Consider the following 16,631-nt stretch of genomic DNA (forward strand, 5'->3'; position numbering starts at 1 on the left):
TTTCGTCAGGGAAGCCGGGGCTCACGCTGCGAAGAGTTCGGAATCGATCGGGGCGTGATCGACCCGTGGGTCAAGTTCCAACGTCTTTTCGCGAGCGCTGCAGGGAGGCGCGGATGGAGGACGAAATCACGGCCTACCGGTCGCCACCGACTGGCTAGCCCCGGGGCGGGCCGGTCCCCGCGTCGCGTTCCGCCAGGGCCCGACGGAGTTCGAGTTGGGCCATGACCTGAGCGGCCAAGGCCTGGAGCCCTTCCGATCGCTCCGGCGAGAGTCTCTCGGGCCGGGGGACCGTATCGATGACGCAGAGGCTGCCGAGCGCCTCGCCGTCCGGTGTTAAGAGCGGGGCTCCCGCGTAGAATCGGATGTGGGTTCCCCCGTCACCAGCGGGTTTCGCCGGGTGCGCTCGTCCTTATTCAAATCCGCGATGACCAGGGGCGTGCTCTGCCGGATGGCATGGGAGCAGACCGACGAACGCAGGTCGGTCTGGCATTGGTCGAACCCGGAGCGCGCCGTGAACCATTGCCGGTCGGTATCGACGAAGCTGATCAACGCCACGGATGCGGTGCATAGCGTCCTGGCGAGCATCACCACCCCGTCGAAGACCGCCTCCGGGCCACTGTCGAGGATGCGATACCGCGCCAGCAGCGCCGTCCGGTCCCCGTCGGCGCCGGGCGGTAGGACAGGCTCTGGAAGCATCGCCGCCCCCGCCTTCGGCCCAGACGTGGCGGCGGGTTCGCGGATCACCCGGCGGAGCACGCGACCGATCTGCTCGTCCGAGTAGGGCTTGTGCATGACCTCGAAGCCGTGGGTGTCGTCCTGGGACAGCATGTGACTGTGCCCGGACGCGAGCACGACCGGCATGCCGGGAAAGCGGGTCCGCAGACGCCGGGCGAGTTCGAGCCCGCCCATCCCGGGCATCACCACGTCGGAGAACACCGCCTGGAAGCCGGCCCCATCCGTTCCGAGTCGATCCAAGGCCTCCTCGGCGTTCGCAGCCCAGGTCGTAGCGTAGCCGAGATCCTCCAGGATCTGGGTGCAGAAGCGCCCGACCTCGACGTTGTCCTCGACCACCAGGACGCGCTGGCCGTCGGCGATCGGACCCTGCCGCTCCACGGTCCCTTCGGCCGGCTGCTCGGGAACCTTCGCCTCGACCTCCGGAAGGTAGAGCGTGAAGGTGGTCCCGCGCCCGACCTCGCTTGTCACGGCCACGTCGCCGCCGGATTGCTTGGTAAAGCCGAACTCCTGCGACAGGCCGAGCCCCGTGCCCTTGCCGACGGCCTTCGTGGTGTAGAACGGCTCGAAGATCCGCTCGATCAGCCCCGGCTTGATGCCGACGCCCCCGTCGGTGATCGACAGGGCGACGAACGCTGCCTCGGACCCGGCATGGCCGCGCAGCGGCGGCAACGGGCATCCGCACCGGACCTCCAGCCTCGGCGTTCCCGAGCCGTCCATCGCGTCGCGGGCGTTGACGGCCATGTTCACCAAGGCGGTCTCGAACTGGCTGCGATCGGCGCGGACCGCGCAGTGTCCGTCCGGGAAGACCGTCTCGATGCGGATGCGACAGCCGGTGACGGTATCGAGCATGTCCGCGGCGGCACGAAGCCGCTCGCCGACGTCAAACACCTCCGGGTTCAGGGTCTGGCGCCGCGCGAAAGCCAGAAACTGGCTGGTAAGCCTCGCGGCCCGGTCGACCGTGTCCGAGACCGCGTCGAGGTAGCGGGCCTTGCGCGCCTCCGGGAGGTCGGGCCGGCGCAGGAAGTCGACCGACGAGCGGACGATGGTCAGCAGGTTGTTGAAGTCGTGCGCGACGCCCCCGGTCAACTGGCCGACCGCCTCCATCTTCTGGGCTTGGCGTAGGGCGTCCTCGGTGACGCGTTGGTCGGTCAGGGCGGTGGCAATGCGGATTTCCAGGGTTTCGTTCAGGTCGCGCAGAGCGTTCGATGCCTGGGCACGCTCCACGGCGTTCCAGGTCCGGGTGGCGACGTCCCGGACGAGGCCGATCTCGGCCTCGGCCCATTCGCGCACCACGCCCTGCCCGACGACGATGCTGCCTTCGAGCAAGCCTTCCCCCATCATCGGAACGTCAAGGAGCGCCCGGACGCCGTCCTGTGCGACGTTGGCCGTAGGATCGGGCTTGTCCGCCGTGTCGGCGACGGCGACGACGCGTCTGGACTGGAGGGTCGCAGCGCTTGCCTCGGGCAGTATAAGCTCGACGGGTTGGCCATCGGTCCAGCAATTCGTGAGCGAGGGCGCATGTTGGCTGTCGACCATGACGAAGCCCGCCACCCGCACGCCCAGATGCCGTCCGACCGCCTCGGTCGCCAGTCCCCGGATGCGTCCCGGATCGTCAGTCTCGCGCTGGGCTTGGATGAGCCCGAGCAGCAGGCCCTGCCGGGCTTCCCGGGCGGCGAGCGCGGTGAGCAGCCGGGCACGCTCCATCGGCGACCACGCCCGTTCGGCCTCGGACTGGTCGAGGAGAAGGTGCGCCAGGTCGCCGTGCTCGGACATCAGCGCGAGCATGTCCGGCTCGATCTCAAGCTCGGGATGAGTCTCGGTCCAATAGTGCGCCGTCCGCACGAAGGCGAGGAAGGCGGTGAGCATCTCCAGGTTGCCCTCGCCGAAGGCGTGACCGACGACCCTGCGGGCGGGGAGCGACCGGAGCGGTTCCAGGAAGATCACGGTCAGCGCATCGAACAGGTCGGCCTCGCGCTGGCTCCCGGGCGACGGCATGGCCTCGGTAAACGTCTCGGCCTCCGGGCGGGCCATCGCGCGTTCGAACCCGGCCTCGCCCGGGATGGGCCGGCGCAGCATCGCCATGGCATGGGCGATCGCCTGGGGCTCGCATTCGGCGTCGCCCGCAGGGTAGCCGTGCCCGACAAGGAAGCCGACGTGGCGGACAATGCAGTACCGCACCTCGCAAAAGCGGGAGAGGTGGACGAACAGCCGTTCCTTGAACAGCGACCGCAGCGGGCTGTCGAAGTAGGCCGAGCGCGCGAAGTCCCGAAGGCGGTCGATCAACCCCGGCGCCGAGGCGGCGTGCAGAAGAAGTTCGGGAGCACGCCGAGCCGCGTGGCGATGTCGTTCTGCAAGGGCGTGCGCATCCGCGGCGTGGCGCCTCGGTTGGACAGGGACATCACGGCCGTCGGGAGCTTCCTTCCGGATAGGCCCGACGGTTCCCGCGGGGCGTGGGCGACGGAGAGGGCCGACGGCTTTCGGTCACATGGTACCTCGGAACCGTTCGTGCTCGCGCGAACGGGCCTTAACGCCGGAACCTCCTCCCGGTCGATCAGGCGCAGGGCCGCTCATACGTATGTCCTGATATTGCCGTGGCGACCGGACCGCAGGCCGTCCCGCTCGACGGTGATCGGGACGGCGATAGTTCCGCGCAACGGCATTGCGGCGATTTGTCGGACAAGCCTGACCCCTGCAAGCTCGCCTCCCTGGGGACGTCCTGCATCGGGGTGAGACCCATGTGCGGTCCGGGAAACCATTGATGCCTGTCGGCCGACCGGGGTCGACGGCCTGCGGCGACATGACGGAAGCGTGTTTCTGATGCCACGGAACGCATCGACGGTTCCGTGGTACGCCTGGGCCGTCATCCATGGAATGAAGCCCTGACGTCAGATCTCGCCCCGCAGCATCCTGGAAACGCCGGACCGCCGCTGCCGGCGCTGGTCGGTGACGTCCGTCGCCTGAACGCGCTCGCGGATTACGACATCCTCGATACCGCTCCCGAGAAGGGGTTCGACGACATCGTGGTTCTGGCGCGCCGGCTATGCAATGTGCCGGTAGCATTGGTCAGCCTCGTCGGGTCGGACCGACAGTGGTTCAAGGCGCGTTCGGGTTTTTCTTCCTGCGAGACCACCCTCGATAAGTCGGTGTGCGCCCACGCCCTCGGCGAAGTCGACATGCTCGTCATCCCGGACCTGACGCAGGACCCCCGGACGAACGCAAACCCGCTGGTGACGGGCGAGCCCCACCTGCGCTTCTACGCCGGGGCGCCGCTCGAAACCGCGGGTGGGGAACGGCTCGGGTCGCTCTGCGTCATCGACGTCGAACCGCGCCTGGGCGGGTTGAGCGTCGAGCAGGCCGAGTGCCTCAAGGCCCTCGCCGGACAGGTGATGAGCCAGATGGAACTGCGCCGCGCCGCCGGCGAGCGCGAACGCATCCTTGCCGGCCAGGAAATCCTGATCGGGCAGCAGAACGCCCTCATCGCGACGCAGGCCGTCGTCGCCCGCGCGGCGGGCGACCGGGACGCCATCCTCGACGCGCTCGTCTCCGGCGCGATGCAGGCGGTCCCGGCGGCCCAGGGTGGCGTGATCGAGCTGCAGCAGGGCGACGAACTCGTCTACCGTTCGGGACGCGGGACCCTTGCCGCCCATGTCGGCATGCGGCTTCCGCTGCACGGCAGCCTGTCCGGGCATGTCCTGACCACCGGCAAGGCCGTGCTCTGCCCCGACGTGCTCCTAGACCATCGGGTCAAGCGCGACGTGATCGCGCCTCTCGGCATGCGTTCCGCGATCTACGTTCCCGTGTCCCGCGGCGGCGCGCCCATCGGCGTGCTCAAGCTGCAGTCCGGCGAGCCCGACGCCTTCTCCGGACGGGACCTCCGGATCGCACGGCAGTTCGCCGGGACGGTCGCGGCGGGGCTGGCCGAGGCCGGGGAGGCCGAGGCACGGCGCGAGGTCCGGACCAGCGAGGCCACGTTGCGGGCCGTGCTCGAAAACCTGCCGGTCGGCATCGTCATCGCGGAGGCGCCGTCGGGACGCATTGTCGGGCACAACGCCCGGGTGGAGACGATCCTCGGTCATGGGGTTCTCCCGGCGCGACCCGGCGAGGGACCGTTGCGGTGGAGCGCGCTCCGCGAGGACGGGAGCGAAGTCGCCCCCTCGGAGTGGCCCCTCGTGCAGGTCACCGAGGGACGGGCGGCCGATGTCGCGATGGAGGTCGACTACCTGCGCGGCGACGGCACCCGGTCCTGGGTCGGCTTCTCCGCGGCGCCGATGCACGACGCCGACGGACGCCTGACAGGCGGCGTCGTGGTCGTCTCGGACATCGATGCGCGCAAGAGGTTCGAACGCCAGCTCGCCGCCGCCAAGCTGGCCGCCGAGGAGGCCAACCGCGCCAAGAGCGAGTTCCTCGCGAACATGAGCCACGAGCTGCGGACCCCGCTCTCGGCCGTGATCGGTTACTCGGAGATGCTGCAGGAGGAGATGGAGGATCTCGGGCAAGGCGACTTGCTCCCGGACCTTCGCAAGATCGAATCGAACGCGCGCCACCTCCTGGGGCTGATCAACGACGTCCTCGACCTCTCGAAGATCGAGGCCGAGCGCATGGAGGTCTACGCGGAGGATTTCGCCGTCGACGCCGTGGTCCGGGACGTGGCGGCCACCGTCGAGGCCCTTGTGGCGAAGAAGGGCAATGTCCTGACCCTCGAACTCGGGGACGACCCTGGGGGACGCGCACACCGACGTCACAAAGGTACGCCAATGCCTGATCAACCTGCTCGGTAACGCCGCCAAGTTCACCGAGGCCGGACAGGTCACGCTGTCCGCCGGACGCGAGGACCGCGACGGCGAGGCATGGCTTGTCTTCCGGATCGCCGACACCGGCATCGGCATGAGCGCCGAGCAGCAGGCCCGGTTGTTCGAGCGCTTTACCCAGGCCGACGCCTCGACGACCCGCCGCTTCGGCGGCACCGGTCTGGGCCTCTCGATCACGCGGGCCTTCGTCGACATGCTCGGCGGGGATATATCGGTCGAAAGCGTCGAGGGCGCGGGTACGACCTTCACCGTGCGGATGCCCGCCCTGCTCGCCGAGGGAACGTCCGAAACGTCGGTCGTCGAACCCCCGGCCGTCGCTACGGACGGGTCATCCGACGTCGTCCTCGTCGTCGACGACGATCCCGCCACCCGCGACCTGATCGCGAGATTCCTGGAGAGGGACGGGTTCCGCGTCGTGACGGCGGTCGACGGGCAGGCCGGCCTCCAAGCCGCACGGACGCTACATCCTCGCGTGATCCTGCTCGACGTCACCATGCCGAGGATGGACGGCTGGTCGGTCCTGCGCACCCTGCGAGCCGATCCCGAGCTCGGCACGACGCCAATCATCATGGTGACGGTGCTCGACGAGCAAAACCTTGCCTTCGCCCTTGGCGCAACGGACTACATGCAGAAGCCCATCGAGTGGGGAAAGCTGGAAGCGACGATGGCGCGCTTCCGTCCCGCGCCGTGCGACAGCTCGGTGCTTATCGGGGGAGACGATGCGGACGCCCGTGACCGGCCGCCCGCTTTGCCCGGGCGCCAGGATTGAAAGACGATGCAATGACGGGAGAGGCGCAAGGAAGCGGGGCGTCGTCAGCCATCCAGCGCCACAACGTCCGACAGGCCGGGGCCGGCCCCCGGGCGATGGTCTTCGCGCACGGCTTCGGATGCGACCAGAACATGTGGCGTTTCGTGGCCCCGGCCTTCGCGGGCGAGTTCCGCACGATCCTGTTCGATCACGTCGGCGCCGGTGGTTCCGACCTCTCGGCCTATGACCCCGACAGGTATGCCACCCTCGAAGGCTATGCCGACGACGTGGTCGAGCTCTGCCGCGCACTCGACGTGCGCGGCAGCGTCTTCGTCGGGCATTCGGTGAGCGCCATGATCGGGGTGCTCGTCTCCAAAAAGGCGCCCGAGCTCTTCGACACCCTCGTGATGGTCTGTCCGTCCCCGCGGTACATCGACGACGCAGGCTACGAGGGCGGCTTCAGCGAGGCGCAGATCCACGAACTGCTGGAGTTCCTCGACAGCAACCACATGGGCTGGTCGCAGGCCATGGCGCCCGTCATCATCGGCAACCCGGACCGGCCGGAGCTCGGCGAGGAGCTGACGAACAGCTTCTGCCGCACGGACCCGGACATCGCCAAGCGTTTCGCCCGAGCCACCTTCCTCTCGGATAACCGCGCCGACCTCGCGGGCGTCGCCGCGCGCTGCCTCGTAATCCAGTGCTCCGAGGACGTGATCGCGCCGGTCGCCGTCGGCGAGTTCGTCCACGAGAACCTGCGCGACAGCGAGTTCGTCCTGATCGACGCGACGGGCCACTGCCCGAACCTGAGCGCCCCGGACGAGACCATCGCGGCGATGAGAGCCTTCCTGTGAGGACGGCGCCTTGAACGAGGTGGCGGCCATCCCGGCATTGCCCGAGGCCGGCGATCTGGAGGATCTCTTCGAGAACGCGCCCTGCGGCTACCTGGAGACCCTGCCCAACGGCCGGATCTCCAGGGTCAACCGGACGTTCTCGACATGGACCGGGTTCGCCTCCGAGCAACTCGTCGGACGTCGCTTCCTCGACCTGCTCAACATCGCCGGCAAGATCTACTACGAGACTCACTTCGCTCCGCTCCTGCGCCTGCAGGGGTCGTTCAACGAGGTCGCCCTCGACGTCATGCGTTCGGACGGGACGACCCTGCCGGTCCTCGTCAACGCCGTTGTCCGTCGGGACGAGGCGGGCGTCATCCGCTTCATCCGGGTCACGGTGTTCAACGCCTCCGACCGTCGGCGCTACGAGCAGGACCTGCTCGACGCACGCCGTACCGCGGAGCAGGCCGGGCTCGCGCTGCAGGATCTCAACGCGACCTTGGAGACGCGCGTCTCCGACAGGGCCCGCGCCCTGGAGCGGGCCTGGCGGCTGTCGCGGGACCTGCTCGCCATCGCCGGTACGGATGGCGTCATCACCCGGGTCAACGGCGCATGGACGGAGCATCTGGGCTGGCAAGCCTCCGATCTCGTAGGCCGGAGCTTCGTGACGTTCACGCATCCGGACGACCTTGCCGCGACGCAGGCCGCCTTCGTCGGCATCTTCGAGGCGCCGCTGACCAAGCCCTACGAGTATCGCTTCCGCCACGCGGACGGTTCCTACCGCTGGTTTGCCTGGACCGCGGCGTTCGAGGACGACGAGATCCATGCGAGCGGGCGGGCGACGACGGCGGAACACGAGCAGGCGGCCTTGCTGGCCGAGGCCGAGGACGCGTTACGGCAATCGCAGAAGATGGAGGCCGTCGGCCAACTCACGGGCGGGCTGGCGCACGATTTCAACAACCTGCTCGCGGCCATCTCGGGAAGCCTGGAGCTGATGCGAACCCGTATGAGCCAGGGGCGGTTCAACGACCTCGACCGCTACATGCATGCGGCCGAGGGCGCCTCCAAGCGCGCCGCCGCCCTGACGCATCGATTGCTCGCCTTCTCGCGTCGCCAGACCCTCGACCCCAAGCCAACGGACGTGAACCGGCTCGTGGCCGGGATGGAGGATCTCGTCCGTCGCACCGTCGGGCCCTCCATCCACTTGGAGACGGTCGGCGCCTCCGGCCTCTGGCCTGCCCTGATCGACCCTCCGCAGCTGGAGAATGCCCTGCTGAACCTCTGCATCAACGCACGCGACGCGATGCCGGACGGGGGGCGCATCACCATCGAGACGGCGAACAGGTGGATCGACGAACGAACCGGCCGGGAGCGCGACCTGCCGCCCGGCCAGTACCTCTCGCTCTGCGTCACCGACACCGGCACGGGCATGCCGCCCGAGGTCGTCGCGCGCGCCTTCGACCCGTTCTACACGACCAAGCCCGCCGGTCAGGGCACCGGCCTGGGCCTCTCGATGATCTACGGCTTCGCCCGGCAATCGGGCGGGCAGGTGCGGATCTACTCGGAGGTCGGCCAGGGCACGACGATGTGCCTCTACCTGCCTCGCTATTATGGTGAGGCGGAACCCGAGGACTTACCCCATGCCGTTTTGACCGCGTCCCGGGCCGGGCAGGACGGAACGGTCCTCATCGTGGACGACGAGCCGGCCATCCGGATGCTGGTGACGGATGTGCTGGAAGAGCTCGGGTGCATGGCCATAGAGGCCGGCGACAGCGCCGCCGGCCTCAAGGTGCTGCAATCGAACGTACCCATTGACCTCTTGGTCACCGATGTAGGGCTGCCGGGTGGCATGAATGGGCGCCAGATGGCGGACGCGGCCCGGGTGACGCGACCCGGCCTCAAGGTGCTCTTCATCACGGGCTACGCCGAGAACGCGGCCGTCGGCAACGGCCTGCTGGAGCCGGACATGCATGTCCTGACGAAGCCGTTCGCGATGGAGGCGCTGGCCTCCCGCATCAGAAGCCTCATCGAAAACTGATACCAACGGCCCTAGATTTTGACCTGTGCCCAGTCTGGCGCTGTGATAGATGTGACAAGGGCTGTGTTTGTGAGCGAAGAAGTTCCAGGCGTCGCAGCAGGCATCGACGATCTGGCGGTCGTCGCGGAACACCCGGTTGGCGAGCTTGTTCTGACGTAAGTCCTGCCAGACCAACTCCATCGGGTTCAACTCCGGCGACGACGCTGGCAGATGCATCACCGTGATGTTGTCCGGCACGACCAAGCCGCGTGGGCGGCGTGTCTTGGAGCTGCCGTGATAGCCAGCCCCGTCCAGAACCAGAATCGCGTGCAAGCCCGGCGCGACCTGCTTGCCGATCTCGGCCAGGTGCAGCGACATCATCGTCGTGTCGACCGTCGGCAGCACCAAAGCCGCGCTGGTCCCGCGTGCCGGGCAGGCAGCGCCAAACCGATACGTCCACGTGTAGCGCTGGTCGCGCGCAGCGCGCGGGCGTGTGCCCTTGCGCGCCCACACCCGCGTCAGCGTGCCCTGCTGGCCGACGCGGGCTTCATCTTGGAACCAGATCTCGAGCGGCTTGTCGCGGGCGGGTTCGGGCAGGATCTCTGCCACGCGCGCGGCGAAGCTTTTTTAAAAGCCTCCTAGATCTCATCATGGGCCTTGGGATGCTGCGGGCGCACCGAGAGCTGCACGAAGCCCAACGCCGCCAGATGCTTGCCGACCGTGCGCTCGTGCATCTCGACCCCGAACAGCTCCTCGATCCGCCCCTGCAGGTCGACCCGGCGCCAACGCACCACGCCGTCCTGGTCGAGGTCCGGCCCGGCCTCGACCAGGGCGGCCAACTGCTGCTTCTGCTCGAGCGTCAACTTGGCCGCCCGCCCCGGCGCCTTGCGGTCGTTCAAACCAGCCAGTCCCTCGGCGTTGTAGCGGTGGACCCAGCCGCGCAGGGTCTGCCGATCCATGCCGCAGGAGCCGGCGGCGCTGGTGCGGGCAGCCCCAGCAAGCACCACCGCCAGCGCCAGCATGCGCCGGGCCGCCAAGACGCCGGGCCGCCAAGACGCCGGGCGCCTTGGCGGAGGCGGCACGCAACGCCTCGGCAGTGAGATCGCTGCGGGTGATGGCGATCCCGGCCATGGCGAACGCTCCTGATTCCGCCATCGAATCAGGAGCCAACACACCGCGCAACAAGCCGAGTCACCTTCACAGGCCGTTGGTATGATGCGACCGCATACCACTAAGTAGACCGCCTAACCGGTACATCTGCATCATAACGGTCGTGCGTTGAGCTAATTATATCGGCGAACACGATCGGAGCTTCGCCAGTGGATCGCAATGCCTCGCCCCCTACGCAGTTCGGCCCAGCCGTTATCCAGAATTCACCTGAGATCGGAGGCCAAGCAAACGCGACTGACATCATGGAGAGGATCGCTTCCGCGCTCGACATTCCGCTAGATACATTCAAGCAACCGGAGGAACGCCACGGCGGCAGGGCCCAGGTTCTTGCCGAAAATGCTGAGGCCTCGTCGATTTTTGCTGGGATTACGGACTGTGACGCCCGGCAACGGGGTCTTGCATACCTGCGGTGGATCGCCGAGCAAGGTTGTATTGGGTAAGCATCCGAAATGCCGCGCTATTTCTTCTACACATCGGGCCCCAGCGGCGAATGCTTCGATGACGAAGGGACTGACTTGCCAGATGTCAGCGCGGCCCAGCGTTATGCACGTCGGGCGTTGTGTGAGATCGCGGGCGATTACCTCTTGGGCGGGCACGTTACTTTCTTGGTGCGCGTGCTCGACATGACCGACACTGAAGTCTACCGGGCCTCCATCGCGCTCACCGAACTGCACTTAGACGGTGCCGCATTTCTCGCAGAGGAGCAGCCACACGGTACGCCTGACAACGGCTCCGTCGAGCGTCACTCGTAGCAGGCAGTTCTACGTTCTGAGCCAGCCTCTTCGGAGGTCCCATTGATGTAAAAGGGTGTCATGGCGATGTCTGCCACTGGTAGCCTTCGCCTGAAAGCGGACCGGCAGAAACCCACCCAACCCAGCCGTTCAGAGGTGGCTACCAACGCGACTGGAACTGGCCGAAAGCGGATGGTCTGCTTCCGAGACGGGCCGCCGAAAAGCGGACGGGCTCCTACTGACCCAACGCGGTCGTAAAGCTCGATCCACCTCCACCGCGAAAGCAGACGCCGGCGCACGGCAGGTCACCGCCGGCCAGCGGCCTCCAAGCTGGTCCGGTCGACGATCTCGACCGCGCCCCGACGAAGTTCGATGAGACCCGCCTCAGCCCATTGCGCCAGGATGCGGCTCACGACCTCACGCACGCTGCCGACGTCGTCCGCCAGCGTCTGGTGGGTCACGGCGGCGATGCCCCGCGGGTCGGCCTCAGCGAGAAGTCGGTGCGCAAGACGCTGCTTCAGCGGTGCGAAAGCGACCTCGTCGATCAGCGTGAACAGGCCGGACATCAGCCGGGTGTAGTCGTCCATGACGAAGCTGCGGAAGGCCGCGCTGTCGCCCATCAGGTGCTGGAACGTGCTCACCGGCAGCGCCGCGAGTTCGGTCCGCTCCTCGGCCACGCTCTGCGCCGGGAAGGTGCCGCCGGACAGGAGGCACTGGGTAGTCAGCGCGCAGGTGCCGCCGGGGCCGACCTTGTAGATCAGCACCTCGCGCCCGCCCTCCGACGTGCGGAAGATGCGCGTGCGGCCCTCCAGGCACATCAGGTAGTTGGCGCATTCGCCGTCCAACTCGTAGGCCGTGGCGCCGGCCTCCAACACCGGAAACTGAACGGTCCCCCTGGCGAGCTGGAGGTGCGCCGGGCTGAGCGCTTGGAGGAGCGGAAACCGGTCGATCCAGCGTTCGACCTTGTGCACGTCCATCATGGCTAGCGTCGTCCCCCGGCCATGACGATGGGCGGATCGTCCGGCTCGCGCTGCGTTTTCTCCCACCGCGTCGGACTTGTGTGACCTGGGTCACCGACCGATCGCAGCCGCTCGGCATAGCATCGCGAGATAATGAACACGATACGGGTGCGGCAGACGGTCAGCGCCCGATGGGAGTGAACCGATGCGCCGCCTCGCCCTGAACCTCATGCTCGCCGCCCTCGCCGCCGGCCCCGCCGCGGCCGAACAGGATTTGCTGCTCGGCGCCAACATGTCCTCGCCCGCGATGACCCAGGCCGAGATGAGCCGCGCCGACATCGAGGCGATGATCAAGGCCGCGGACGGCAAGCCGATCGACCTGCACGACAGGGCGCTGTCCGGCCTCGACTTGTCCGGTCTGAACCTCCGGGGCGTCAACTTGAGGACGGCGCGCCTGAACAAGGCCAACCTGCGCGGCGCCGACCTCAGCGGGGCCAACCTCGAACAGGCGTGGTTCCTGAAGGCCGACCTGTCCGGCGCCAAGCTCGCGGACGCGAAGATGTTCGGCATCACCGCGCGGGACGCCAACCTCAGCGGTGCCGACCTCAGTCGCTCGATGCCGATCGGCGACTTCAAGGGCGCCAACATGAGCGGCGCCACGCTCGTGGACCTCAAGGGCGGGGCCGACATCAAGAACCAGTCCATGGGCCTGATGCGGGCGGTGTTCACGTCGGTGAACCTCTCGGGTGCAAACCTCAAGGGAGCCGACCTCGGGCGGTCGCGCCTGGAATACGCCGACCTCGAGGATGCCGACCTTACCGACGTGGTGCTGATGGGCTCGGATCTGTCCGGGGCGAACCTGACCGGGGCCACGGTGGCGGGTGCGGACTTCAAGAACGTCGATGTCAGCGGCACCCGGCTGATCGACCTCAAGGGCCAGGACCGCGCCAAGGACTGGTCGGCCCGCGTGAACGTCGACCGCGCTATCACCCGGGTGTCGAACTAGCTGTTTGGTTGCGGAACGTCGTTGGGATGTGGCACGCTGGGCGATCAAAGCCCACGCGTGGCGGTTTGAGGGTGTGCGCCGCGGTGCTGCCAGGAGGGCTCGTTGATGCTCGCCATCCACCCCCAGGCCCGCACCACCCCGGTTGTCCGCGCTGAGATCGCCCGCTCGGCGGAGAGCTCCGGCGTGCTGGCCAAGCGCTACGGTGTCTCGACCGAGACCATCCGCAAATGGCGCAAACGCGGCCCCGAGGCGTGTCAGGACCGCTCGGCGCGACCCCACAAGCTCGCGTGGCGAGCCAGCGATGAGGAGCGCGCCATCGGCTTTCCCCTCGACGCGCTGACCTTCATCGTCAGCCACTTCCTGCCAACACTAAACCGGGACGCGGTCTACCGCATCCTCAAGGCCGAGGGCCTGAACCGGCTGCCGCCCGCCGAGAGGGCCCGCAAGCCACACGGCAGCTTCAAGGACTACGAGGTCGGCTTCATCCACGTCGACGTGAAGCACCTGCCCAAGTTGCAGGACCGCGACCGCGTCTCGTGCAAGCGCTACCTGTACGTCGCCATCGATCGCGCCTCTCGCTACGTGCATCTTGCCGTCAAGGACGACGAGACCACGGCCTCGGCGGTGGCCTTCCTCACGGACGCGCTCGGCGCCTTTCCGTTCCAGGTCACCCACGTGCTCACCGACCGCGGCTCCTGCTTCACGGCCGATGCGTTCGAGGCCGCCTGCGAGCGGTACGGTGTGCAGCATCGTAAAACACGCCCGTCCGCGCCGAAAACCAACGGCATGGTCGAGCGCTTCAACGGTCGCGTGCAACGGGAGGTGATGGGCATCACGCTCTACAGCCACACCGACCCGGAGATCGTGCTGCGCGGCTTCAACGCGGCCTACAACGGCCACCGGCAGCGCGTGCTGGAACGGGCTCTCGCCCGAGATGGTGCTGCGCCAGCGTCTCGAAGCCGATCCCGCGCTCGCCAGCCCAACTTACAAACCGCCCAGCTCTACTCTCATCAAACGCGCCCTCCGCGTCGTTGCAGATGCCAAGGATGTCTCACATCCAGACACCCGGCCGGTGCCTTCCTACCCGTAGGAGCCGCCAAACAAATCCCCGACCCCCTTCCGCCGGAACGGCGTGCGCCAGCGCCACCGCTGATGCTCCGGCCGGTCGTGGACCATGTGGCCGCGATGACAGAAGGCCGCGAGGTTGGCGTTGGCATTGTTCGCGGTGCCGTGATCACGGTGGGCCCCCGCTAGGACGACACGCGTCCGACAAGCGCGGCCGAGGATGTCAGCTTCTGCAGCGATCCGGATGCAGCGGCCCCACCCATCGCGCCACTGGCCGGTTTCAGCGTCCCACCAGCGACCATTGCCGAGGTGGTAGACCATGCGCCCGTGTGGTCGGCCGCAGCCCGCGCAGCAGCCTTTCGCTCGCCCGAACTGGATCACGGCCGAGAGCTGCGCCCAGTCTATGGGGTAGACGAAGCGGTGCTCGGGCCGGATCGCCATCCTGGCGCATCGCGCTGCCCGTCGTGGAGAATGCGCTGCGGTGCAGTATCGATTGAAAACTTAACCGTAGGATCAGTATTGCATCCCCGGCGTTCGCCCTATTGGTGTCGAATATCGCTGGGGGTCGCCATGGGCCTGACCGCTTTTATTGCTTTCGTTGTGCCGTGGATGCTACTTGCGGCTTGGCTTTTCACATTGCCAAGCGCTATTCGTTTGGGTGCGCCAGCCACCCCTTGGCGACCGCTGTACCGCTTCCCCGACACGACCCCCGATCAGCACCCCAATCGGCGACGACAGTTCAACAGCTATAAACGTGGTGCCTACGACGGATCAGGCCCAACCGGTGGAGACAAGCACGAGCCGATTTCCGAGCCCGCGAGCGGGGGGCTGGGCACAAGTGTGGAGCCAACCGAGCCAGACGACAAGGTTTAGCTGGCACAGACCTGCGGGGCAGCGAGGACCCGCGTCGGACCTGCTGGGCTCGATGCGGGTTAGCCGTTCTATAAACTGTAGGAGGCTTGCCCGATGCCACAGATGTTCGATTGGATCTTCTTCGCCATCATGATCCCGTTCCCAGCGTTCTTGCTCTGGGATTTCTACCGGCACCGCGACTCGTCAAAGCGGGTTAAGCAGCTCTAATTGGCTGCCAAGGGCGCAACTGCGACGGTGAGGCAGCACCGAGGCCGGGGGGATTGGCCTCTGTGCTGCACTTCCGGCACTCAGCCCACAGGCCGATCGCTACGGCCATCCTGCGCTCGTAGGGTTAATCACCCGTTACCGGGACCTGCTCTGTTCTCAGGTGCCAGTAACACGGGGCAGGCATATGCCGGCGTTCACGGTCTCCCCCTCGTCGTGTTCCGCGTCCATTCTGCAGTTCACCCGTATGGGCCGCCGAATAGATCACCCAGCGCCTTTCACCGGAACAGGGTCAGCCAGCGCCGTCGCTGATGTTCTGGCCGGTCGTCGATCATGTGGCAGCGCTGGCGGAGCGCCGCGAGATCGGCGTCCGCGTTGTTCAAGGTGTCGTGATCACGGTGGTCCGCCGCCAGGACGACCCGCGTCCGGCGAGCACGACCGATTATGTCGGTTTCCGCATCAACACGGATCCTGCAGCCCGCGCCATCGCGCCACCGGCCGGTATCAGCGTCCCACCAGCGACCATCGCTCAGATGGTAGACCATCCGCCCGTGCGGCCGATCGCAACCCTCTCAGCAGCCTTTCGCTCGCCCGAACCGGATCGCGGCCGAGAGCTGCGCTCAGTCGATGAGATAGAATAAGCGGTGCTCGGGCCGGATCGGCATGCTGATGCTGGATATGCGGAACGCGACCCACTTTGCAGCGAAGCGGCTTTCCACACTGTAGCATCACGGCCACAGCCGAACGGCAACGGTCTGACGGCTCGCAACCAAAGCGGCTCTGAGATGTTCTGGCGCTCGTGCATGGAGACCAAGAAGTATTGCGGCGGTCGAGGGCGCGTTAAGAAGCGGTTTACTACGACGCGCCCTCTAGTCACCTTGTGGTGTGTCCATAAAACTACAGCTATTTGGCCCACCGTCCGGTAGTCATAGCTCCAGATTGAATGTTGGACCTTACGTAATGACCAAGCTCCTGGCCTCGCTCGCCGCCTTCACCGCCCTGACCGCCGCCGCCTCGGCCGCCGACCTGCCGCGCCGCGCCCCGCCGCCGCCGATCTTCACCCCCGTGCCGGTGTTCACCTGGACCGGCGCCTACTTCGGTATCAATGCCGGCTACGCCTTCGACGCCTCCAGCCGCTCGAACAGCTCGGTGTTCGGCGTCCCCGCCCCCTACGCAGCTGTCGGCACGACCGCGACCTTCCGCGATCGCAGCCAGGACGGCTTCTCCGGCGGCGCCCAGGTCGGCTACAACTATCAGTTCACCCCGGGCTCCGGCGTCGTCGTCGGCATCGAGGCCGACGCGCAGTACCTCGACTTCGGCCGCAACCGGAACAACGCCTTCATCAACGGCGCCGTCGCTCCGGGCTACTACGTCACCGACCCGCGCGGCCTGTCGAGCCTCGACTACTTCGGCACCGTGCGCGGCCGCCTCGGCTACGCCTTCGACCGCACCCTCGTGTACGGCACCGGCGGCTTCGCCTACGGC

9 protein-coding genes and 5 pseudogenes are annotated in these 16,631 nt (G+C 67.2%); 8 read left to right on the plus strand and 6 right to left on the minus strand.

The genetic code is table 11. From position 1 onward, the window contains the following. Window positions 1-154: 154 nt before the first annotated feature. On the minus strand, window positions 155-364 hold the full coding sequence (locus MKK63_RS03330; protein ID WP_243998709.1) for a GAF domain-containing protein: 210 nt from the start codon (window positions 362-364) through the stop codon (window positions 155-157). Beyond that, window positions 334-3,018 (minus strand): ATP-binding protein, encoded by a 2,685-nt coding sequence (locus tag MKK63_RS03335; RefSeq protein WP_243998697.1) that lies wholly within the window; start codon window positions 3,016-3,018, stop codon window positions 334-336. The genes MKK63_RS03330 and MKK63_RS03335 overlap by 31 nt, the downstream gene beginning before the upstream one ends. 560 nt (window positions 3,019-3,578) lie before the next feature. On the opposite strand from MKK63_RS03335, the pseudogene MKK63_RS32150 reads away from it, so the two are divergent. The 4 genes and pseudogenes from MKK63_RS32150 to MKK63_RS03360 all read left to right on the plus strand — a co-directional run. Continuing rightward, window positions 3,579-4,820: pseudogene (locus MKK63_RS32150) on the plus strand (GAF domain-containing protein); the annotation flags it as partial. Between the two features lie 147 nt (window positions 4,821-4,967). After that, window positions 4,968-6,306: pseudogene (locus MKK63_RS32155) on the plus strand (ATP-binding protein); the annotation flags it as partial. A 17-nt stretch (window positions 6,307-6,323) separates the two neighbouring features. Next, window positions 6,324-7,142 (plus strand): alpha/beta fold hydrolase, encoded by an 819-nt coding sequence (locus tag MKK63_RS03355; RefSeq protein WP_243998711.1) that lies wholly within the window; start codon window positions 6,324-6,326, stop codon window positions 7,140-7,142. 19 nt (window positions 7,143-7,161) lie between these two features. Beyond that, window positions 7,162-9,159 carry a PAS domain S-box protein gene (locus tag MKK63_RS03360; RefSeq protein WP_243998712.1) on the plus strand — a complete coding sequence of 666 codons (1,998 nt, stop codon included), beginning with the start codon at window positions 7,162-7,164 and terminating at the stop codon, window positions 9,157-9,159. Window positions 9,160-9,170: 11 nt separating this feature from the next. Here the strand turns inward: MKK63_RS03360 and MKK63_RS03365 are convergent. Next, window positions 9,171-10,269 (minus strand): annotated as a pseudogene (locus MKK63_RS03365) (IS630 family transposase). 488 nt (window positions 10,270-10,757) lie between these two features. Between MKK63_RS03365 and MKK63_RS03370 the strand changes: the two are divergent. After that, the gene (locus tag MKK63_RS03370; protein ID WP_243998698.1) at window positions 10,758-11,060 is read left to right on the plus strand and encodes a DUF6894 family protein; all 303 of its coding nucleotides are present in this window, start codon (window positions 10,758-10,760) and stop codon (window positions 11,058-11,060) included. 284 nt (window positions 11,061-11,344) lie between these two features. Here the strand turns inward: MKK63_RS03370 and MKK63_RS03375 are convergent, their stop codons facing one another. After that, on the minus strand, window positions 11,345-12,019 hold the full coding sequence (locus tag MKK63_RS03375) for a Crp/Fnr family transcriptional regulator (protein WP_243998700.1): 675 nt from the start codon (window positions 12,017-12,019) through the stop codon (window positions 11,345-11,347). Window positions 12,020-12,203: 184 nt separating this feature from the next. On the opposite strand from MKK63_RS03375, the gene MKK63_RS03380 reads away from it, so the two are divergent. After that, entirely contained in the window at window positions 12,204-13,004 is an 801-nt protein-coding gene (locus MKK63_RS03380; protein WP_243998703.1) for a pentapeptide repeat-containing protein, read from the plus strand. A gap of 105 nt (window positions 13,005-13,109) precedes the next feature. After that, window positions 13,110-14,094: pseudogene (locus MKK63_RS03385) on the plus strand (DDE-type integrase/transposase/recombinase). Here MKK63_RS03385 and MKK63_RS03390 read toward each other — a convergent pair. Both MKK63_RS03390 and MKK63_RS03395 read right to left on the minus strand, forming a co-directional pair. After that, window positions 14,085-14,510, minus strand: coding sequence for a hypothetical protein (locus MKK63_RS03390; protein WP_243998705.1), 426 nt, complete (start codon window positions 14,508-14,510; stop codon window positions 14,085-14,087). The pseudogene MKK63_RS03385 and the gene MKK63_RS03390 overlap by 10 nt on opposite strands. A gap of 914 nt (window positions 14,511-15,424) precedes the next feature. Further along, window positions 15,425-15,811, minus strand: a pseudogene (locus MKK63_RS03395) (hypothetical protein). A gap of 295 nt (window positions 15,812-16,106) precedes the next feature. Here MKK63_RS03395 and MKK63_RS03400 point away from each other — a divergent pair. After that, a partial coding sequence (locus tag MKK63_RS03400) for an outer membrane protein (RefSeq protein WP_409564468.1) occupies window positions 16,107-16,631 on the plus strand: 525 nt, incomplete at its 3' end.

Source organism: Methylobacterium sp. J-088 (genome assembly GCF_022829295.1).
Taxonomy (GTDB): domain Bacteria; phylum Pseudomonadota; class Alphaproteobacteria; order Rhizobiales; family Beijerinckiaceae; genus Methylobacterium.

What these genes read in the sequence shown, in the direction of transcription:
- MKK63_RS03355 (WP_243998711.1), top strand. Translation starts at nt 6,324, where the DNA reads ATGACGGGAGAGGCGCAAGGAAGCGGGGCGTCGTCAGCCATCCAGCGC.
- MKK63_RS03390 (WP_243998705.1), bottom strand. Translation starts at nt 14,510, where the DNA reads ATGGCGATCCGGCCCGAGCACCGCTTCGTCTACCCCATAGACTGGGCG.
- MKK63_RS03375 (WP_243998700.1), bottom strand. Translation starts at nt 12,019, where the DNA reads ATGATGGACGTGCACAAGGTCGAACGCTGGATCGACCGGTTTCCGCTC.
- MKK63_RS03380 (WP_243998703.1), top strand. Translation starts at nt 12,204, where the DNA reads ATGCGCCGCCTCGCCCTGAACCTCATGCTCGCCGCCCTCGCCGCCGGC.
- MKK63_RS03370 (WP_243998698.1), top strand. Translation starts at nt 10,758, where the DNA reads ATGCCGCGCTATTTCTTCTACACATCGGGCCCCAGCGGCGAATGCTTC.